This is a genomic window from Cellulosilyticum sp. (genome assembly GCF_982396655.1).
Map to the genome: position 1 here is coordinate 60,709 of NZ_CEVXFV010000009.1, position 20,612 is coordinate 81,320.

Annotated in this window: 17 protein-coding genes; 15 read left to right on the plus strand and 2 right to left on the minus strand. The window is 32.0% G+C overall.

The genetic code is table 11. The features are described 5' to 3' along the window. The first annotated feature begins 194 nt into the window (after positions 1 to 194). From rfbA to rfbD, 11 genes are all read left to right on the plus strand, one after another. The gene (gene rfbA / locus AC1VAQ_RS05860) at positions 195 to 1,073 is read left to right on the plus strand and encodes a glucose-1-phosphate thymidylyltransferase RfbA (RefSeq protein WP_479903605.1); all 879 of its coding nucleotides are present in this window, start codon (positions 195 to 197) and stop codon (positions 1,071 to 1,073) included. Positions 1,074 to 1,132: 59 nt separating this feature from the next. After that, positions 1,133 to 2,191, plus strand: coding sequence for a dTDP-glucose 4,6-dehydratase (rfbB, locus tag AC1VAQ_RS05865; protein WP_479903606.1), 1,059 nt, complete (start codon positions 1,133 to 1,135; stop codon positions 2,189 to 2,191). Positions 2,192 to 2,261: 70 nt separating this feature from the next. Further along, complete coding sequence (locus AC1VAQ_RS05870) at positions 2,262 to 3,635, plus strand: ABC transporter permease (RefSeq protein ID WP_479903607.1); 1,374 nt, start codon at positions 2,262 to 2,264, stop codon at positions 3,633 to 3,635. Positions 3,636 to 3,650: 15 nt separating this feature from the next. After that, positions 3,651 to 4,871, plus strand: a complete 1,221-nt coding sequence (locus tag AC1VAQ_RS05875; RefSeq protein WP_479903608.1) for an ABC transporter ATP-binding protein — start codon at positions 3,651 to 3,653, stop codon at positions 4,869 to 4,871. Continuing rightward, positions 4,868 to 6,277 (plus strand): class I SAM-dependent methyltransferase, encoded by a 1,410-nt coding sequence (locus tag AC1VAQ_RS05880; RefSeq protein WP_479903609.1) that lies wholly within the window; start codon positions 4,868 to 4,870, stop codon positions 6,275 to 6,277. Before AC1VAQ_RS05875 ends, AC1VAQ_RS05880 begins: the two co-directional genes overlap by 4 nt. Positions 6,278 to 6,288: 11 nt before the next feature. Further along, the gene (locus AC1VAQ_RS05885) at positions 6,289 to 8,739 is read left to right on the plus strand and encodes a glycosyltransferase family 2 protein (protein WP_479903610.1); all 2,451 of its coding nucleotides are present in this window, start codon (positions 6,289 to 6,291) and stop codon (positions 8,737 to 8,739) included. Between the two features lie 96 nt (positions 8,740 to 8,835). Beyond that, positions 8,836 to 9,807: a glycosyltransferase family 2 protein gene (locus AC1VAQ_RS05890; RefSeq protein WP_479903611.1), complete on the plus strand. Its 972-nt coding sequence runs from the start codon at positions 8,836 to 8,838 to the stop codon at positions 9,805 to 9,807. Between the two features lie 62 nt (positions 9,808 to 9,869). Further along, complete coding sequence (locus AC1VAQ_RS05895) at positions 9,870 to 11,216, plus strand: glycosyltransferase family 39 protein (protein WP_479903612.1); 1,347 nt, start codon at positions 9,870 to 9,872, stop codon at positions 11,214 to 11,216. 73 nt (positions 11,217 to 11,289) lie between these two features. After that, complete coding sequence (locus tag AC1VAQ_RS05900) at positions 11,290 to 12,525, plus strand: hypothetical protein (RefSeq protein WP_479903613.1); 1,236 nt, start codon at positions 11,290 to 11,292, stop codon at positions 12,523 to 12,525. Positions 12,526 to 12,587: 62 nt separating this feature from the next. Beyond that, positions 12,588 to 12,989 carry a GtrA family protein gene (locus AC1VAQ_RS05905; protein WP_479903614.1) on the plus strand — a complete coding sequence of 134 codons (402 nt, stop codon included), beginning with the start codon at positions 12,588 to 12,590 and terminating at the stop codon, positions 12,987 to 12,989. Positions 12,990 to 13,085: 96 nt separating this feature from the next. Then, a complete protein-coding gene (gene rfbD, locus AC1VAQ_RS05910; RefSeq protein ID WP_479903615.1) occupies positions 13,086 to 13,922 on the plus strand; it encodes a dTDP-4-dehydrorhamnose reductase in 837 nt (278 codons plus the stop codon). 80 nt (positions 13,923 to 14,002) lie between these two features. On the opposite strand, the gene AC1VAQ_RS05915 is transcribed toward rfbD, so the two are convergent. Next, positions 14,003 to 14,353, minus strand: coding sequence for a mannan-binding protein (locus AC1VAQ_RS05915; RefSeq protein WP_302598874.1), 351 nt, complete (start codon positions 14,351 to 14,353; stop codon positions 14,003 to 14,005). 324 nt (positions 14,354 to 14,677) lie between these two features. Between AC1VAQ_RS05915 and AC1VAQ_RS05920 the strand changes: the two genes are divergently transcribed. The 4 genes from AC1VAQ_RS05920 (at position 14,678) to galU (ending at position 18,997) form a co-directional block, all read left to right on the plus strand. Next, complete coding sequence (locus AC1VAQ_RS05920; RefSeq protein ID WP_479903616.1) at positions 14,678 to 16,294, plus strand: hypothetical protein; 1,617 nt, start codon at positions 14,678 to 14,680, stop codon at positions 16,292 to 16,294. A gap of 93 nt (positions 16,295 to 16,387) precedes the next feature. Next, entirely contained in the window at positions 16,388 to 17,428 is a 1,041-nt protein-coding gene (locus AC1VAQ_RS05925) for a glycosyltransferase family 2 protein (RefSeq protein WP_479903617.1), read from the plus strand. A 5-nt stretch (positions 17,429 to 17,433) separates the two neighbouring features. After that, positions 17,434 to 18,009: a dTDP-4-dehydrorhamnose 3,5-epimerase gene (gene rfbC, locus AC1VAQ_RS05930; RefSeq protein WP_302598870.1), complete on the plus strand. Its 576-nt coding sequence runs from the start codon at positions 17,434 to 17,436 to the stop codon at positions 18,007 to 18,009. 115 nt (positions 18,010 to 18,124) lie between these two features. Then, complete coding sequence (gene galU, locus AC1VAQ_RS05935) at positions 18,125 to 18,997, plus strand: UTP--glucose-1-phosphate uridylyltransferase GalU (protein WP_302598869.1); 873 nt, start codon at positions 18,125 to 18,127, stop codon at positions 18,995 to 18,997. Positions 18,998 to 19,082: 85 nt separating this feature from the next. Here galU and AC1VAQ_RS05940 read toward each other — a convergent pair whose 3' ends face one another. Continuing rightward, the gene (locus tag AC1VAQ_RS05940; RefSeq protein WP_479903618.1) at positions 19,083 to 20,585 is read right to left on the minus strand and encodes a copper amine oxidase N-terminal domain-containing protein; all 1,503 of its coding nucleotides are present in this window, start codon (positions 20,583 to 20,585) and stop codon (positions 19,083 to 19,085) included. Positions 20,586 to 20,612: the final 27 nt, after the last annotated feature.

Consider the following 20,612-nt stretch of genomic DNA (forward strand, 5'->3'; position numbering starts at 1 on the left):
TTAATTTTAAAATTAAATACTAGACTTTTGGCTGTGACGCACATAAAAGGAATAAAAAGTAAATAAAGTAAGAAAATATGAAAAAATATCCTATATTATAAAAATATAGAATAAATAGTCATGGTGTGATAATATATATACGTATGAAATTTTGAATTATCAACGATAAATAAACTTACGAGGTGAGATATATAATGAAGGGAATTATACTAGCAGGTGGTTCAGGCACGAGGCTTTACCCCATTACAAAAGCAGTATCAAAACAGATTTTACCTATTTATGATAAACCTATGATTTACTACCCACTATCTACATTAATGTTAGCTGGGATTAATGAAGTACTTATTATTTCTACACCAAGGGACTTACCAGTATTTGAAGAATTATTAGGTGATGGTAGTCAGCTAGGGATGAAAATAGAATATGCAATTCAAGAAGCACCGAATGGGTTAGCGGAAGCCTTTATTATTGGTGAGAGATTTATCGGAGATGATAGCGTAGCTCTCGTATTAGGAGATAACATTTTCTACGGTAAAGGCTTTACAGGAACATTACAAAATGCAGCTAAATTACAAGAAGGAGCTGTTATTTTTGGATACTATGTAAGTAATCCACATGCCTTTGGTGTTGTAGAATTTGATAGAGATTGGAATGTATTATCTATAGAAGAAAAGCCTAAAGAGCCTAAGTCACATTATGCAGTACCAGGACTTTATTTCTATGATAACGAAGTCGTACAAATCGCTAAGACTATTACCCCATCAGCAAGAGGTGAATTAGAAATCACAGCAGTTAATGAAGCTTACCTTAAGAAGAATAAGTTAAAGGTAGAACTCTTTGGCCGTGGGATGGCATGGCTTGATACAGGGACTTGTGAAGGATTAACAGAAGCAGCAGGTTTCGTACAAGCTATTCAAAACCGTCAATCTCTCTATGTAGCATGTATTGAAGAAATTGCTTATAGACAAGGCTGGATTACAAGTGAAGAACTTATGAGATTAGCAGAGCCTATGATTAAAACAGAATATGGCCAATATATGATGCAAATCGCTAATGAAAAAGAAGCAAGATAAGAAGATAGATTAATAAAGAAGATGTAGTAAAAATAATATTTTAAAAACAGGAGGACACCATGAAAAATATATTAGTAACAGGTGGCGCAGGATTTATTGGAAGTAACTTTGTAAAATATATGTTAGAAACTTATGAGTACAACATTATTAATATCGATAGCCTTACATATGCAGGAAACTTAGAGAACTTAAAAGAGGTAGAAAATAACCCTCATTATACATTTGTAAAAGGTGATATTAGAGACCGTGAAATCTTAGATGCAATCTTCAAGGAACACAACATTGATACAGTTGTAAATTTTGCAGCAGAATCACATGTTGACCGCAGTATTGAAGACCCAGAGTTATTCCTTAGTACAAATATATTAGGGACACAAGCGTTATTAGATACAGCTAAAAAATACTGGAAAGTAAATCCTGAAGATAAACACTGCCGTTTATTCAAAGAAGGCGTGAAGTATCTTCAAGTATCAACAGATGAAGTTTATGGTACATTAGGCAAAGAAGGCATGTTTACAGAAACAACGCCACTTGCACCAAATAGTCCATACTCAGTATCAAAAACTGGTGCAGACCTTATCGTAAGAGCTTATCATGAAACATTTGGTATGCCTATCAATATTACAAGATGTTCAAATAACTATGGGCCATACCAATTCCCAGAAAAGCTTATCCCACTTATGATTAATAACTGCCTTAAGAATAGGGAATTACCAGTATATGGTGATGGCATGCAAATCCGCGATTGGCTCCATGTAAAAGATCACTGCACAGGTATCAGCACAGTGCTTCATAAAGGAAAAGTTGGCGAAGTCTATAACATTGGTGGCAATAATGAAAAGGCAAATATTGAGATCGTTAAACTGATTATTGCAAACTTAGGGAAGTCAGAAGAACTTATTAAATATGTTCAAGATAGACCAGGACATGATAGAAGATATGCTATTGATAATACAAAAATCACTACAGAATTAGGCTGGAGCCCAAGTTATACATTTGAACAAGGGATTAAAGAAACAATTGAGTGGTATTTAGCTAATGAAGAATGGATGAATAAAATCGTGAGTGGTGATTATATGAAATACTATGAAGAGATGTATAGTGAGGTAGAAAAATAAATGCATATCATATAGAAATATTAATCCCTCATATTTAATGTGGAAATTGATAAGGGAGAGATCAGATATTATGAAAAAGCCTTTAATAAAAAGGATATTGATGGGATTAGCAATTATTATTGCTAATCTCCTTATATTGTGTTACACAATGCCTGAAGGCAGACAGGATTTAAAGTTACAGTACAAAGTCACAGCTAATCAAGAAACAACATATCAACTATTTTACAGTGAGGATGGTGTATTTGGACAGTATGTGGAGGATCAATCCTATAAAAGTGCAAATAAAGAAGTTACACTGACTTATCATTTACCAAAGACAGTACAACACATCAGATTAGACTTAGGTGAGACAGCAGCAGATATAAAACTCTCTCAATTAGAGCTAAGTTACTACAATCAAAAGATAGATATTACAGATCTAATCGGTACAAGTAATAAAGAGGAAATGCATGATATCAGTGTTTTACAAGAAGACGAAGATGGATATTCTATTATTTCTCAAGGAATTGACCCGTTTATAACTATTCATTTAAATGATATACAAGCTAGTATTATTGAAAAAGGAAATCATTTTATTAGTTGGATGTGCAAAGGTATACTTTTCCTAATATTTAATATAATAGTGCTCATAGTATATAAAAAGCGACGTATGATTAATGAATTAAGTGGAGAAGTATATAGAAGCAGAACGCTTATATGGAATTTAGCAAAAAATGATTTTAAAACCAAATATGCGGGATCATATTTAGGCATTACTTGGGCATTCGTACAGCCAATTGTTACGGTATTAGTCTATTGGTTCGTATTTCAAGTAGGGTTTAGGTCAGGGGATGTAGGAAACTTTCCTTTTGTACTCTGGTTAGTTACGGGTATTGTTCCATGGTTCTTCTTTTCAGATGCACTTACTAATGCAACCAATAGTATGCTGGAGTATAGCTATTTAGTAAAAAAGGTAGTTTTTAAAATTAGTATATTACCTATAGTGAAGATTATATCAGCGTTATTTGTTCATGCCTTCTTTGTCTGTTTTACAATATTCCTATTCATTCTTTATGGTTATAAACCTGATATTTATACTATACAGGTTATTTATTATACAGTATGTATGTTTGTATTTGTATTAGGAATTTCTTATGCGACATGTGCCATTGTAATTTTCTTTAAGGATTTAGGACAAATCATTAATATATTTTTACAAGTAGGAATGTGGATGACACCTATTATGTGGAAATATGATATGGTATCAGAACAGTATCAATGGATTTTGAAATTAAATCCAATGTATTACATAGTAGAAGGGTATAGAGATTCCCTTATTTATCATGTAGGATTCTGGCATCGATTTAATCAGACAATTTATTTCTGGATTGTAGCACTAGGATTATTTGCTATAGGTGCAGTTATTTTTAAAAGGTTAAAAGTACATTTTGCAGACGTATTATAGAAAGGGATAAGGCGTATGGAAGATATAGCAGTAAAAGTTGAGAGGTTGAGTAAATTATACAAACTTTACGATAATCCCATAGATAGACTTAAAGAATCACTAAGCTTATCTAAGAAAATATATTTTAAAGAGCATTATGCTTTAAAAAATATAAGCTTTGAAGTTAAAAAAGGTGACGCTGTAGGTATATTAGGTAAAAATGGTTCTGGTAAATCAACCTTATTAAAGATTCTAACAGGTGTTTTAAATGAAACAGAAGGATCAAAGGTTGTTAATGGGAAGATTTCTGCAATCTTGGAATTAGGAGCAGGATTTAATCCTGAATATACAGGTATAGAAAACGTATATTTAAATGGAACAATGATGGGATATACAAGAGAGGAAATGGATCAGAGGATTCCTAGAATCATAGATTTTGCAGATATAGGTGAATTTATCAATCAACCTGTAAAAACATATTCTAGTGGTATGTTTGCGAGACTTGCCTTTGCAGTAGCTATTAATGTAGAACCAGATATCTTAATTGTAGATGAAGCATTAGCCGTTGGAGATACTAGATTTCAAATGAAATGCATAGAAAAGATGAAGAGTCTGAAGGAAAGTAATACAACTATTTTATTTGTATCTCATGCTATAGAACAAGTTAAAAGATTTTGTAATGAAGCCATATGGATTGACGGTGGAGAAATAAAACAAACTGGGCCAGCTAGTGAAGTGTGTGATATATATGAATCCTTTATGCGAAATGGTGAGGCTAAACAAGAAATAGAAATGGAAGAAAAACAAGCTGAACATATCCAGGAAGAAGAAGCTGAAATTATTAGACCTAATGCAGATATATTAGCATCAATCACGGCAGTGGAATTAAGTAAAGATAAGCTAAAAACTTTTGACTCACTAGAAGTGAATGTAACATATGAAGTTTATGAAGAGAGAGTAGATGGATTCTTATTAGGTGTAGCCATATATACACCTGATAGAAACTATATATTTGGGCCTAATACTCACTTAGATAAAATATCAGTTCCTAATATAATGGGAAGACATAAAGTGAAGTATAAGATACCTAAGATAACATTATTAGGTGGCATTTACAATATTGATGTAGGTATATTTAATAATGAAGGGATAGTTAATTTAGATTATAAGAGTGATATCAAATCATTTACGATTACCAATGAATATTTTACAGAAGGGCAAGTATATATTGAACATAACTGGGAGGTGATTAAATGATAGAAGTATTATTTGATCAGTACCAAAGATATAAGAAAACACAAGAAATTATTAATGAGCTAAGAAATAAGGAAGAAAAATTTAATATCCTGGAAGTGGGAGCAAATGAACATAAAAATTTAGAAAAGTTCTTACCAAGTGATAAAATTACATACTTAGATATTCAGCTAGATGAAGAGTTTCAAAATGATCCTCAATATATACTTGGCGATGCAACTCAAATGAATTTAGAGGATAATAGTTATGATTTTATTGTAGCGCTAGATGTATTTGAACATATTCCTTCTGAAAGAAGAAAAAATTTTATTGATGAGATAAACAGGGTAGCAAAAAAAGGTTTCATATTAATGGGGCCTTTTGATACAGCTGGGGTAGCAGATGCTGAGAGAAATATAAATGCATTTTTTAAAGGACTAGTAGGCAATGATCATCCATGGCTTGTAGAACATATTCAAAACGGATTACCTAACTGGAAACAAACATTAGAGTATTTAGAAGAGAAAAATATCAAATATACATGCCTTGAACATGGTTCTATAAATATATGGGAAAATTTAATGCGTTATCATTTCTTATCTGTGTACAGCAGTGCAGTATTAGCAGAAGTTAATGTAATCAATCAGTTCTATAATGAAAAAGTATATCCAAGTGATACAGAGGGAAGATGTTATAGAAAAATTATAGTAGGAGTTAAGCAAGGCATACAGCAGTTGACTCAGAAAGAAAAAGCTAAACAAAATGATTTAGCAGAATTCAATTTACTTGAAGCTGAGTTTTATAAAAAATTATGTACTGCATATGCAAATAGTGAAATCCTTGAGTTAAAAGATAATCATATCCATAACTTGGAACAAGTTATTGGAATTAAGGAATCTCAAGTTAGAGAGTTAGAACAAATTATGCTGTTAAAGGATAATCATATAAGTAACATAGAGAAAAACCTTCAAATTAAGGAAAAGCAGATTGAGAATATAGAGGAGATGCTTCAATTAAAGGATAATCATATAAATAATATTGAAGCAATTATTAAAGATAAAGATGTTTATATAGAAAGTATAGAAGTATCTATTAAGGAGAAAGAGCAGCACATTCGTGAGACAGAGCAAGTTATTAAAGATAAAGATAATCATATCAGAAATATTGAAGATATAGTAAGACAAGACAAAAAAGAGCTACAGTTAAAAGATAATCACATCAAGAATATTGAAAGTATGGTAAAACAAGAAAAAGTAGAAATGCAGTTAAAGGATAACCATATAGATAATATTAGTATTGAAAATAAAGCATTGATTAATAAGATAGAAGACTTACAGCGCACACAAGATGAATATAAAAAAGAATTGGATTATGTATACAGTACATTAATGGGGAAGGTATTGAAAAAGCTAATGAATAGGAAGAGATAAGGATTATATTTATGGATAAGTTTAATGGCAAATATAATATTGATGAAGTAGTAATAAGCACGGGAAATAAGATAGTAGTCAGTGGTTGGATTTTATGTGATACAGACTATGATTTAAGAATGGTCTTAGGAGCAGGACAAAAAATAAGTATTAACAAAAAGAATGTAGAACGTATTGATGTACAGCGTACTATGCACACAGATGAAGTAAACTGTGGATTTAAAGATGAAATTACAGTTCAAGGCATGGACTTTGAAGAAGTGGAAATACAAATCTTATATAAAGGTGAATGGCAGACTTTATATAAAAAAGATATTGTAGCTTTAATGCAAGAAAGTGATTTTATCATACATCATATAGACAGTACCATTTTACATAAAGATAAAGTAGTGATACAAGGATGGGCATTTTCTAAACATGGTGATGTGCCCCAAATAAAGGTACCTCAAAGTAAAGGATATAAGATAGATTTTAAAGAACGCCAAGATGTATATAATGCATATCATACGATGTTAAATCACAATAATGTAGGTTTTGAAATAGTCATTACAGGTGATTTAAGAAGTTTGATGGACATAGAGTATAGCATTAACAATTATGTGGTAAAAGATAGCATTAATGTTGGAAGCCTAAAAAAGCAAAGAAATAAGGAAAGATTAAATAAGATATGTACATTAATTAAGCTGGCTAATCTAGATAAAGTAAAGAAGGCAATAGCATATTTTAGAACTAATGGATTAAAGAAACTTATTGAAAAGTTAAATGGTGTTTTAAAAGAAAATTCAGGATACACAAAATGGATTGCAAAGCAGCTGCCTACGTTAAGTGAGTTAGAAGAGCAGCGACAACACAAGTTTGCATATGAACCACTTATCAGCATTGTTGTACCCACTTATAATACACCTAAGCATTTTCTAACTGAGATGATTGATTCGGTGTTAGCACAGTCTTATAGTAATTGGGAACTATGCATAGCAGATGGAAATAGCCAGACGGCAGATACGATTAAGCTTTTAAAAGAATATGTACAAAAGGATAAACGTATTAAAGTAAGCTTCTTGGAAGAGAACTTAGGGATTTCAGGTAATACTAATGCATGCTTGGAATTAGCTGCCGGAGAGTATATTGGATTATTTGATCATGATGATTTATTAACTCCAAATGCACTATATGAAGTAGTTAAAGTTTTAAATGAAGACAAAAGTTTAGATTTTATATATAGTGATGAAGATAAAACGGATGAAGAAGGCAAAGAATTCTTTGATCCACACTTTAAGCCGGATTGGTCTCCAGATACGCTAAGAAGTTACAACTATATTTGCCACTTTACGGTTTTTAGAAGAAACTTGCTTGAGAAGGTAGGCGGATTTAATAAAGAGTTTGATGGCAGCCAAGATTATGATTTATTCTTAAGACTTACAGAAGCGACTTCAAGAATTTATCATATTTCGAAGATTTTATATCACTGGCGTGTACATAGAAATTCTACAGCAGCTAATTTAGATGCAAAAGAATATACAGTAGATGCAGCAAGAAGAGCCTTACAAGCACATTTAAACCGTCAAGGAATAAATGGAAAAATTGAACCTGGTTTAATAAGAGGAACACATCGTGTTAATTATGAGATTAAGGGTAATCCTAAGGTATCTATTATAATTCCAACTAAGGATCATATAGATGATTTAAGCCAATGCATAAATTCTATTAAGCAATCTACATATTCAAATTATGAAATAATCATTGTAGAAAATAATAGTACGGAAGAGTCTACTTTTAAGTATTATGAAGAACTTAAAAAAGAAAATAACATAAAAGTTGTAGTATGGAAGGATGAATTTAACTATTCAGCAATTAATAATTACGGAATACAGTTTGCAGAAGGTGAATATATCATTTTATTAAACAATGATATAGAGATACTTACAGCAAATTGGATTGAAGAAATGCTCATGCATTGTCAGAGAAAAGAAGTTGGCATAGTGGGCGCAAAACTTTACTACCCAGATGACACAATTCAGCATGCAGGTGTAATCATTGGTATCGGTGGTGTAGCAGGACATTCTCATAAATATTTCGAAAGAGAAGATAATGGTTACTTTAGCAGACTAAAAATCATACAAAACCTTAGTGCAGTCACAGCAGCTTGTTTAATGGTAAGGAAAGATGTCTTTGATAGTGTAAATGGTTTAGATGAAGCCTTTAAAGTAGCCTTTAATGATGTGGACTTTTGCTTAAGAGTAAGGGAAGAAGATAAATTAGTTATTTTTACACCTTATGTAGAAGCATATCACCATGAATCAAAATCAAGAGGTACAGAAGATACTCCTGAGAAAGTAGAACGTTTCCAAGGAGAGGTTAAACGATTTTATGCTAGGTGGGGAGAGTACAGGAAGGATCCGTATTATAATAAAAATTTAACGTTAGATAAAGAAGACTTTACTATATGTAGTAGTGAGCGATAAGAGGGGTAAAAGATTAAGGGATATAGAAAGTAGAGTAGGTATATTAGATTTAAAATAAAGTATAAAAACAAGAGATAGGATATTATAGGAGGAAAAATGAAAAGGATTAAGACAATATGGTTGGTAATTCCTTGCTACAATGAAGAAGCAGTATTGCCAGAAACAGCTAAACAGTTATATACAATAATGAGTGATTTAATTAATAGAAAAAAAATATCATCAGATAGTAAAGTGACATTTGTAAATGATGGTTCAAAGGATAAGACTTGGGAGATAATAAGTAACTTACATAGTGATAATAAGCTCTTCTCTGGTATTAACCTAGCACATAATAGAGGTCATCAGAATGCTTTACTAGCGGGATTAATGGTAGCAAAGGAATATGCGGATGCAGTGATTTCTTTAGATGCAGATTTACAAGATGATGTGAATGTAATTGAAAAATTTATTGATAAATATTATGAAGGATGTGACATTGTATACGGCGTAAGGTCTTCAAGACAGACAGATACATCGTTTAAACGTATTACAGCACAAGGTTTTTATAAATTTATGCAATTTATGGGCGTAGATATTATATCAGATCATGCAGATTATCGTTTGATGAGTAAAGTGGCATTAGAGGGGCTAGAAAAATTTAAAGAGGTTAATCTCTTTTTAAGAGGAATAGTACCAATGATAGGATATAAAACAGATATTGTTACATATGAGAGACATGAGAGATTTGCAGGTGAATCAAAGTATCCATTAAAAAAGATGCTCTCATTTGCAATAGATGGTATTACGTCATTAAGTATAAAGCCTATTAGAATGATTACTTCATTGGGAGTTACTATATTTACAGTAAGTATATTGATGCTTATTTACTTTATAATAATCTATTTATTCGGTCATACAGTTCAAGGTTGGACAACAATTGTTACATCTGTATGGGCTATTGGAGGGTTACAATTATTAGCCATTGGCATAATTGGAGAGTACGTAGGGAAAGTGTATTTAGAGACTAAAGCAAGACCAAGGTATATTATATGGGAAGTGTTAAATACGAATGATGATATTAACTTATAGTAGACGTTAGCCGTTTCTTTTTCGTATGAAATTCAAAAACAAACAGGCAGAGGAGAATATTAATGAAGGAAATGAAGAAAGAAAGGATAATGAGATGGGGAATATTAGGAATGGCAGTAATAATCTATTTAATGTGGACTAATGTCATTCCTTTTAATCGTGCACCGGATGAATATGGGCGATATTTAGTACCACAGTTTATTTTTGAAAATGGATGTTTACCTCAAGGAGGAGAGGAAAGTGTTAGGATACCTGGCTGGGGATTTTCATATGCACTTACCCCCATTCTAGGAGGGATAATAAGCAGTATATTTATGAAGGCTTATAGTATAATTGGTGGAAATACAGAGCAATTATATTTAGCGGCTCGTCTAGCAAGTGTTTGTTGTGGTGTAGGAACAGTTTACTTTATGTTTAAAATAGGAAAGGAAACGGTAGGAGAAAGATATAAGTATATATGTGCCAGTTTAATAGCATTTTGGCCACAGTTTACATTCATTTCTGCTTATGTAAATAATGATATAGTAGCAGTGTTTTCAATTAGCATTATAGTCTACTATTGGATACAAGGGATAAAAAGTAAGTGGTCTTTTAGAGCATGTATAGGATTGGGGATAGGTATTAGCATTTGTGCACTATCATACTATAATGCTTATGGATTTATACTTTGTAGTATGATTTTATTTATTAAATCTAATTTATTGATGCAACAGCGATGGAAAGAAATTTTTAAGCGAGGAGGTATTATAGCAGTTATTGTGATTATTTTAAGCGGTTGGTGGTTTATGCGAAATGGGATAATACATAATGGTGATATATTAGGCTTAAAATCTGTAACAGAATATAGTAATTTATATGGTCTACCAGAATTACAGCCGGCAAATCGAGATACACCTCATAATTTAAATGAAAGTTTATTATATATGTTAAAAGATAGAAAATGGATTGACCAAACTTATAAGAGTTTCATTGGAGTATTTGATTATATGAATATATATGTATATAACTGGATATATAAACTCTATGGTATTCTAATGTTAATAGGTGGAATTAAGATAGTTACTATAGCTACAAGATACAAGAAATCAAGGGGGGGACAATTAGATGACCCTAAACAGAACCTCTTATTTGAAATAATGCTTATTTTAGCAGGTGTTATTTCTATTACTTTAAGCTTAATTTATTCATATTACACAGACTTTCAACCTCAAGGTAGATATATTATGGGATGTATCATTCCTCTCATTTATTTTATAACTTTGGCATTAAAGAGTATTGATGAATGGCTTATGAGACATAAAATTAATTTAGGATTACCTTATATTATAGTTAGTATAATGACAATAGTTAATATAATTTGCTTAACAAAGATTTTATTTCCAAGTTATTTTGTAATATCTAAGATTTAGGTGAGATTAATTAAAGTTAGAAGCAGTTATTACATAAGGACATTTATATAAAAATTGAGGAAGAGGATAAAGAATGGATGGTTTAATAAACAAGAGATTCATAGAGTGGATAGAAAAAAATATGTTAGTCATAGCAACTATTTTGATAACTATTTTAGCGATAATAGTTAGATATATAGGCAGAGATAGTATGCTAGGGGATTACATTGGTTTTCTACAACCTTGGTATAATACTTTAAAAGAAAGTGGTGGTATTAGAGGCTTGCGTAGTACCATAGGGGATTATATGGATGGGTATATGTTATTTATGGCGATATTGACATATATCCCCATAAATCCTTTATATGGAATAAAAATTTTTTCTATTATATTTGATTTTATAATAGCAATTATGTCAGCAGTAATAACCTTAAATATATTAAAAGAGGATAAAAGTAAAAAATTATATGCAACCATAGTATATAGCATACAATTATTTTTGCCTACAGTCATTCTAAATGGTTCTTATTGGGGGCAATGTGATGCAGTTTATACAGGGATTATTTTGATAGTATTATTTATGCTTATAAAGAAAAAATATCGTGTTGCACTTTTTTTGTTTGGAATTGGTATGAGCTTTAAATTACATACAATATTATTTTTGCCGTTACTAGTAGTCGTTTATATACGAACGAAAGAGTTTAATATACTAGAATTTTTAAATATACTATTAGGATATTTCATAATGAGTATACCAGCATTGTTAGTAGGAAAACCAATAAAGGACGTACTAAAATTATTAGTCTCCTATGGGACAGGAGCAACATCAGTACTTACAGCTAACTTCAATAATTTTTACAGTCTAATTTGGATAGATAATGAGTATATAGCTACATATATGCGAAGGTTGGGGATATTAACAACTATAGCATTAATAGGAATATGTATGCTTATATTTATATATAAGAGGATTGAAATAAATGGTGAAAATCTAGTTGGTTTAGCGTTATTTTTTATTCTTCTAATTACATACTTTCTACCAGGAATGCATGAAAGATATTTATTCCCAGGAGATGTATTAAGTATATTGTATTTTATAATAAAAAAAGATAGGACAAAGTGGTATATACCACTAGGTGTTAATGTAGCTTCGGCTATATCTTATTTAAGATATGTTACTGGAATAGAGGAACCAAGACAAGGGTTCTTGTGGTTTAATGGAAGTATATCAATAATATATTTATTTATGCTAGTTTATATATTAATGGATATTTATAAAGAACTAGTAAGAAGTAAAATTATTATCCAAACAGAATCTACCGAGTATTAAATTTAAACTAGATATAGGATAATTAAAAGGTGTGTAGAAAAACATAAAAAGGATGAAAATAGATGGAGCAGTTTATTTTAAAGGTAAAGTCGACTTTTATGAATAAAGATTTTATTAAGTTTTTAATTATAGGAGTGATTAATACATTCAATAGTACATTATTTTCTATGATATATGGATTGGTGGTATCTGCTAATTTAGCTTTTATAGGTGGCTATGTAACAAATCTATGTATTGGATATGGTCTAAATAGTAGATTTATATTTTATAGTAAGTTTACTTTTATAGGACTTATTAAATTTATGATTTCTTATATACCTAATTTTATTATTCAAAATATTATTGTATTTTTGACGTATAATATATTGGGATTACCCAATATTGCAGCATATCTTATAGCTGCATGTATTGGTGTACCGGTTACATTTATTTTTGTGAAATTTTTTGCCTTTGAGAAGAAATAAAAAAATGGATAATGATTGTGGCTATAAGTTTATTGATGATATATTAGGTATAAGAAGAGAGTAAATTGTTTTGAGATTAAAATAGGAGAAAAGAAGATGAAAATACTTATAACAGGAGCAAACGGTCAACTAGGCCTTGAAATCCAAGCACAATTAGGACAAGCTCCTAATCAATACAAAGTAATCCCAACAGATTACACAACTTTAGATATCACAAATCTTAATCAAGTTAAAGCAGAACTTTTACTTGAAAAACCAGATGTAGTGATTAACTGTGCAGCACATACAGCAGTTGATAAGTGTGAAGAAGATATTGAAAATGCTTATAAAATAAATGCTATTGGACCTAAAAATCTTGCGATAGCATGTGATGAAATTGGTGCTAAACTTGTACAAGTTTCTACAGACTATGTATTTAGCGGTGATGATTCAGGGGCTAGACGTGAGGATGATGTAACTGGGCCACAAAGTATTTATGGAACAAGTAAGCTACTTGGCGAAGAGTATGTAAAGACATTCTGTAAGAAGCATTTCATTATTCGTACAGCTTGGCTTTATGGTGAAGGTAATAACTTCGTACGTACAATGCTTAAACTAGCTGAGACAAATAAGGAGCTCAATGTAGTAGGTGATCAATTTGGTTCACCAACTTCAACAGTAGATTTAGCTAAAGCAATTATTCAACTTATAGAGACTGAGTATTATGGTACTTTTCATGGTACATGTGAAGGGGAATGTTCTTGGTATGACTTTGCTTGTAAAATCTTTGAGCTTAAAGGAATTGATGTTAAAGTAAATAAAGTAACAAGTGAAGAATTTGTTAGACCAGCTAAACGCCCTAAGTTTAGTGTACTCGATAACTTTATGTTGAAGCTATATGGTTTAAATAGTTTTAGAAATTGGGAAGAAGCATTAGAAGAATATTTAAGATAATTAAAAGGTGCCATTGCGAAATTATGCAGGATTTCGCAATGGCACCTTTCGTTATTGGTATAGGATATTCCTAGGAGAAATTAAAACTTGAATTTACATTCGCAAACGCTCATTTTTCCCCATGTTTCTTGAGGAGTATGCCATGCACCAGTCCATTCGCCGCCATATGATGCACAAACAATAGGGCATTTTTCCTTAGCATCTTCGTTGTTCCAGATAGGGCCGGCAATGACATTGAGTTTTAATTCATTTGAGCCTTGAACGTCTGTATCAAATTCACATTCACAAACACTCATTTCACCAGGTACAACAGTAACCCATTGACCTGTCCATTTTCCAAGATGTGCAGCGCATACGATAGGGCATTTTTTCTTAGCATCTTCATTATTCCAAATAGGACCAGCAGGGATATTAACAGTATATTTAGCCATGATAAAGGCCTCCTTTAAATATGTAATGGTTTTGAAGTTTACTTTTCCGGAGAAGTAATTCTTGAGTAAATAATAGCATGAAATAAATATGATTAGGCTGTTTATAGCTAAGAGGAGAAAATTAAGGTTGAACAGTTGAAAAATTGGGTGAAGAGGAAAATAATATTGTGCACAATATTATGGTGATGAGCTAAGAGGAGAATAAAAGTAGAGTAAGTAAAATATAAATTAGAAGTACTAAATGTCCTATGATGAAAATACAATAAATAGAAGGAAAGGACAATGTATTGGCATAGTGAGATTTTGAGGAAAGGAGATTGTGAGATGTTAAAGAAAACAATTAACAAGTTTGAGCTTACAATAACGCCTTTAGGAGATAGGAAAGCTATCAGGTTAAGCTGGCATAAACCCGATGAAGAAAATAATTATATATATAAAATTTATGGTAGGCATACAGGAGAAAAAGATGAATTTAGTGAGTTAAGACAATATAAGATTCGTGTATTAGAAGTGCATCCAGGAGAAGTGCATCTTAGAAATTGGGTATCAGAGTATGGACTAGGTCAGATTGAATGCAATACTATGTATATAGATGAATTTAATAAAAGGCCTGAAGAAATGTGGAATTATGATGTGATTGCATTTGGCTTTGCAGATGTCAATGGTAATAAAGATTTAAATATGAAGAGTGCCATTATGTTAAAGGAATACATTAGGGCAGGCGGAGGCGTACTATTTGGGCATGATACAGTAATGATACATAAAAAGCACTTTCAAGCTTTTGCACCAGACCTTAATTTAATGCTTGAAGAGAGTGACGATAGGCAAATTAGTTGGTGTAGTACCATTTGTGTAGCTCAAAAGGGCCTGATTACTACAGTACCTTATGAGATGGGTCAGGTAAATACTAAATATAGAATTCCCACTTCTCATAGTTATTTTCAATATCCATATGGCGATGTATGGGTGAAGTTTGAGTCAGACCAAAGTCCTTATTTAACAACTTGGAAAAACTGTGCACTTATTCAAACGGGACATGCAAATGGAGAAGCAACGGATGAGGAACAAAAGTTAGTAATCAATACTATTTTTTACTTGGCACGCAATTTAAAGGCGGAGACGTACCTAAATGAAAATACGGAAGTAAGAAGGATACCTACCATGCCACAAGTTGAAGTGCTAAAGGTAGAAGGAGAGAAGATTAGCTTTAATATTAAGGAAGCAGAAAGTGGTATAAGGTATGAGTATTATGTAGAAGCCACACGTATTGATACAGGTTATAAGATGAAATCGACAATAGAAAGTATTCATATAGGACCAAGTATCATAGGCTATGCTATTGTGATGGATACCAATCCAGATACAATACCTAATGATATAGTTACTGTAGAAGGAAATAGTTATGAGGGAACTTTAACGAGTTTAGGCGGTGTATATATCCATATTAAAGCAATAGATGAATTAGGTAAGAGTTCAGAAACCTTACATTACTTCGTAAAATCTAAGTTGATGAAAGCTGGAAAAGTTTATAAAGAAACAGAAATCGGTTGGCAAAGATTTGATGATAGAGACCCACATATTTTAAAGATTGGAGAAAATTGGACTTACGAGACAGAGAGTAGTATGGGAACGTATAAGAATACGCAAACAATGATTAGTGGCAGCAATAGTAGGCAGCATTGTCTGATGTTTAATTTTGTGGGAACCAGGTTAAGGGTGATTCAAAGTTTAGGAAGTAATTATTCAACACAAGTTGTGTGTGAAATAGATGGCATCCCACATATGTATTCTGTACGTAAAAATGTAAGGCTTTACCAAGTACTTACTTTTGAAAAGATAGGGTTACCATATGGTGAACATCAAGTAAAAATTTATGCTAAAGATGGCGCAAAATTTGATTTAGATGCTATTGAGATTGATGTAGAAGGAAAAATAATGTAAACTTGGGAAAGGTTCTCTGAAAATTTTAAATTTTAGAGGACCTTTTTATATGTTATAGGCCTCAGATAGTATATAATAATACTTGGTGATGATATGGGAAAAATAGATATAACCATTGTGATTCCTAATTACAACGGAGAAAAGTACTTAAGAACATGTCTTGAGAGTATTTACAATCAAGGATATAGTAATTATGAGATTATTATCATTGATAACAATTCAACTGATAGTGATTATAAGTGGCTTAAGGACTACGGAGAGATTAGATTTAAACGCTTAGATAAGAATTATGGTTTTAGTAGAGCCGTTAATGAGGGTATTAAAGCGGCTCAAGGAAAATATGTATTACTACTTAATAATGATACACAGTTATGTCCTGAATTCTTAAGCACCATGTACATTGCTATGGAAAAAGATGATAAGATCTTTAGTGTCAGCAGTAAAATGATACAATATCACAACAAAGAACTTATTGATGATGCCGGTGATGGATACACGTTATTGGGGTGGGCATATAAGCGAGGTGATGGAAAGTCAATTAATCAGTATGAGAGGCAAGAACGTATATTTAGTACCTGCGCAGGTGCAGCGCTATATCGGAGAGACGCTTTTGAAGAAATAGGTTATTTTGATGAAAGCTTCTTTGCATATATGGAGGATGTGGATATAAGTTATCGGGCGAATATATATGGTTATAAAAATATTTACTTACCAGCAGCAAAGGTATACCATATAGGGAGTGCAACAAGTGGTAGTAAGTATAACGATTTTAAAGTTAAATTGGCTGCGAGGAATAATTTATATGTGCCTTATAAAAATATGCCAATGATTCAATTACTTATTAATCTACCGTTTTTATTAATCGGTATGCTCATAAAGGCAATATGGTTTAGTAAAAAAGGATTTGGAAGGACATATGTTCTTGGTATAAGGGAAGGCTTAAAGGGGCTAAAGTTAATAAAGCGTATACCATTTAAAGTGAGTCATTTAAAATATTATATTTATATAGAATGGTTGCTTATTAAGAATACGTTCATATATGTTATGGATAAAATGATGCCAAAACATAATGTAATAAAAAAGTATGAAGAGATACATAAGTATGAAGAGATACATAAGGAAGAAAGGATATAATAAAAATGGGTAAATTTAATTTTATAGAAACATCAATCAAAGATTTATACATCATTGAACCAACAGTATTTGGGGATAATAGAGGCTACTTTATGGAAAGCTATTCAAAACGTGACTTTGAAGAAGCAGGACTTACAATGAACTTCGTTCAAGATAATGAAAGTAAATCCAAAAAAGGTGTACTTAGAGGGCTTCACTTCCAAACAAAACATACACAAGGGAAACTTGTACGTGTCGTTGAAGGAGAAGTTTATGATGTGGCTGTTGATTTGAGAGAAGGTTCACCTACTTTTGGTAAATGGGAAGGTGTACTTCTAACAGCAGAAAATAAGAGACAGTTTTATGTCCCAGAAGGCTTTGCACATGGCTTCTTAGTATTGTCAGAAACAGCAACTTTCCAATATAAATGTACAGATTACTATGCCCCAGAATATGATGGTGGTGTATTATGGAATGATCCAGATATCAATATTACTTGGCCACTTGACGATATAGAAGAAGTATTACTTTCAGATAAGGATAAAGTACAACCAACTTTAAAAATGTTTATGCGCAAAGAAAATCCTTTCAAATATAGATAGAAAATTTAGAAAAATTGTTGCGCAACTAGTGTAAGTTAATATAAACTATTTATTGTAAAAAATTGGTTTATGGGTTATAGAAGAAATATGAGAAGAAGAAAGTTGAGGGAAGAATATGAGTAAAATTAAAAAGGCAATTATACCAGCAGCTGGACTAGGGACAAGATTTTTGCCGGCAACTAAAGCACAACCTAAGGAAATGTTACCAATTGTAGATAAACCTACAATTCAGTATATTGTAGAAGAAGCTGTGGCCTCTGGGATTGAAGATATCATTATCGTAACAGGACGTACAAAGAAGTCTATTGAAGACCATTTTGATAAATCAGTGGAGCTTGAGATGGAGCTTGAAAAACATGGTAAAAAAGAACTTCTTGAAATCGCACGTGCTGTATCTGATATTGCTAATATTTATTACATCCGTCAAAAGGAACCAAAAGGACTTGGTCATGCGATTTTAACAGCTAAGACATTTATTGGTGATGAGCCTTTTGCAGTACTTTTAGGAGATGATGTCATTACATCTGAGACCCCATGCCTTAAGCAAATGATGGATAAATATGATGAATATGGCAGCAGTATTTTAGGTGTACAAACAGTAGCACGTTCAGAAGTTAATAAATATGGTATCGTAGATGGACAACAAATTGGTGAACGTATGTACACAGTTAATAACATGGTTGAAAAACCAAAAACAGAAGAAGCACCATCTAATGTAGCTGTACTTGGTCGTTATATCATCAATCCAACAATCTTCAAATATCTAGAAAAACAAGAGATTGGTGCAGGTGGCGAAATTCAGCTTACAGATGCACTTTGCAAACTCGCACAAGAAGAGCCTATGTTTGCTTATGACTTCGTGGGTAAACGTTATGACGTAGGAAATAAAATGGGATTCCTTCAAGCAACTGTAGAATTTGCATTAGAGCGTGATGACTTAAAGGATGAGTTTAAGCAATATCTTTTAGATATTACAAAGACATTTTAATAAATATATAATATATAATATATAAATAATCTATAAGATTAAAAACTAAAAGGGAAAGCCGTGGGCTTTCCCTTTTTTAGTTTTATTATTGTGCTGAATGAATTTGAATTTCACCGTTGTTAAAGTTAACTTTTAAGTTTAATTGTTCAGCAATGAAACGAATTGGTAAGTAAGCTCTATTATCTTGAATTGTAGATTTGACATTAGAATCTTCAGAGTCAATTTGAATAACTTGACCGTTTACAACAGCAACATTATAACCAAGAGGCATTTCAATAAGTGTATCGCCACTTTGGATGATAGCTGTTTTTGTGCCTGCATTATATTGAATTGGTAAGCCGAGTGCTTCTGAAAGGACTCTTACTGGTACTAAAGTTCTACCATTGCTTACTAAAAGTTTATTTTTTAAATCTACTTTTTTGTTGTTGACAGTAAGTCCATAGTTAACAGGTGTAGCATGAGTTGTTAATTCTCTTGCTTGCGTTTGAATAAGTTTTTCTACAGTACTAGAAACAGTAGTTGGTGCAGTAGGTGCTACTGAAAGTGTCGGATTTTCTGGTGTTACTGGTGTTTCTGCTATTGGAGCAGTAGTATTTGATGAAGAAGTATTACCAGAACTAATAGATCCCCCAGATGATGTTGGCACTTTGTGAATAACAGGGACACTTACTGTAAGTGCTTTTCCTTTGGTTAAAAGTTGCCCAGGGACAGTGAATGTTAACACATCTGGAATAGAAGTCGTATCAATGTTATCGGCACGCATAGCAAATACAAATTCAGATGCATTGTTAACTTTAACACTTGATAGACCAGAAGGTTCTTCACCATTAGTTGTTTTTAAATTAAGTGAGCTAAGGATAGATGAATGTAAAGAACCAGCTGCGTATTTAGGATCTTTAAAAGCAGTATCTTCTAAGCGTACACCAATTTCGAAACGAGAAGAAGCAATATCAGAAGCATAAATAGGGCCTGTGATTACAGTAGCTGAGCCGCCGAGTAAAGCATTTTCTATGATAGGTACACTTACAGTTACATCTTGCGTTGTAGTTAATAATTGTTTTGGAAGTGTAAATGAAAGTGTATCAGTGATTGAATCTATATCAAGTACACTAGTTTTGATATTAATTAAGAATTCATGTTCATTATAGATATAAACGCTAGAGACCTTTTTATAATCTTCTTCAGATGCAAGCGTTTTTAAGTTAAGTGAACTAGTGATGTAAGAAGCAATAGAACTGCCATCCCACTTAGGATCTTTGAGGCTAGTATCTACAAGCTTTACACCAATAGATACATAGTCATTTAAGAAGTTTGAAGTATATAAAGTATTATTGTATGTACAGTTAGAGTCAGCAGTTACATCAACCACTACATTAGCCATATCTATGCTAATAGCAGGCCCAGTAGTAGTTGGCATATCTACATCTAATCCTGGTTTAGTGGTTACATCAATTGCAGAATCTGTAGTTCTTGATGTAAATTGCTTTGTGTGTAGAGCTGGTTGTTGCTGATAAGCTTGTGCAAAAATTGGAGAAGCAGATTGAGCAACTAATGTGGCTAATAATAAATAAGTCATTCGTTTGTTCATATTAAGTTATCCTTTCATGCTGTAATA

Bases quoted from the DNA above. Each gene is read 5' to 3' on its own strand.
- AC1VAQ_RS05940 (WP_479903618.1), bottom strand. From the start codon at position 20,585: ATGAACAAACGAATGACTTATTTATTATTAGCCACATTAGTTGCTCAA.
- galU (WP_302598869.1), top strand. From the start codon at position 18,125: ATGAGTAAAATTAAAAAGGCAATTATACCAGCAGCTGGACTAGGGACA.
- AC1VAQ_RS05880 (WP_479903609.1), top strand. From the start codon at position 4,868: ATGATAGAAGTATTATTTGATCAGTACCAAAGATATAAGAAAACACAA.
- AC1VAQ_RS05875 (WP_479903608.1), top strand. From the start codon at position 3,651: ATGGAAGATATAGCAGTAAAAGTTGAGAGGTTGAGTAAATTATACAAA.
- AC1VAQ_RS05890 (WP_479903611.1), top strand. From the start codon at position 8,836: ATGAAAAGGATTAAGACAATATGGTTGGTAATTCCTTGCTACAATGAA.
- AC1VAQ_RS05900 (WP_479903613.1), top strand. From the start codon at position 11,290: ATGGATGGTTTAATAAACAAGAGATTCATAGAGTGGATAGAAAAAAAT.
- AC1VAQ_RS05915 (WP_302598874.1), bottom strand. From the start codon at position 14,353: ATGGCTAAATATACTGTTAATATCCCTGCTGGTCCTATTTGGAATAAT.
- AC1VAQ_RS05870 (WP_479903607.1), top strand. From the start codon at position 2,262: ATGAAAAAGCCTTTAATAAAAAGGATATTGATGGGATTAGCAATTATT.
- rfbC (WP_302598870.1), top strand. From the start codon at position 17,434: ATGGGTAAATTTAATTTTATAGAAACATCAATCAAAGATTTATACATC.
- AC1VAQ_RS05905 (WP_479903614.1), top strand. From the start codon at position 12,588: ATGGAGCAGTTTATTTTAAAGGTAAAGTCGACTTTTATGAATAAAGAT.
- rfbA (WP_479903605.1), top strand. From the start codon at position 195: ATGAAGGGAATTATACTAGCAGGTGGTTCAGGCACGAGGCTTTACCCC.
- rfbD (WP_479903615.1), top strand. From the start codon at position 13,086: ATGAAAATACTTATAACAGGAGCAAACGGTCAACTAGGCCTTGAAATC.
- rfbB (WP_479903606.1), top strand. From the start codon at position 1,133: ATGAAAAATATATTAGTAACAGGTGGCGCAGGATTTATTGGAAGTAAC.
- AC1VAQ_RS05920 (WP_479903616.1), top strand. From the start codon at position 14,678: ATGTTAAAGAAAACAATTAACAAGTTTGAGCTTACAATAACGCCTTTA.
- AC1VAQ_RS05895 (WP_479903612.1), top strand. From the start codon at position 9,870: ATGAAGGAAATGAAGAAAGAAAGGATAATGAGATGGGGAATATTAGGA.
- AC1VAQ_RS05885 (WP_479903610.1), top strand. From the start codon at position 6,289: ATGGATAAGTTTAATGGCAAATATAATATTGATGAAGTAGTAATAAGC.
- AC1VAQ_RS05925 (WP_479903617.1), top strand. From the start codon at position 16,388: ATGGGAAAAATAGATATAACCATTGTGATTCCTAATTACAACGGAGAA.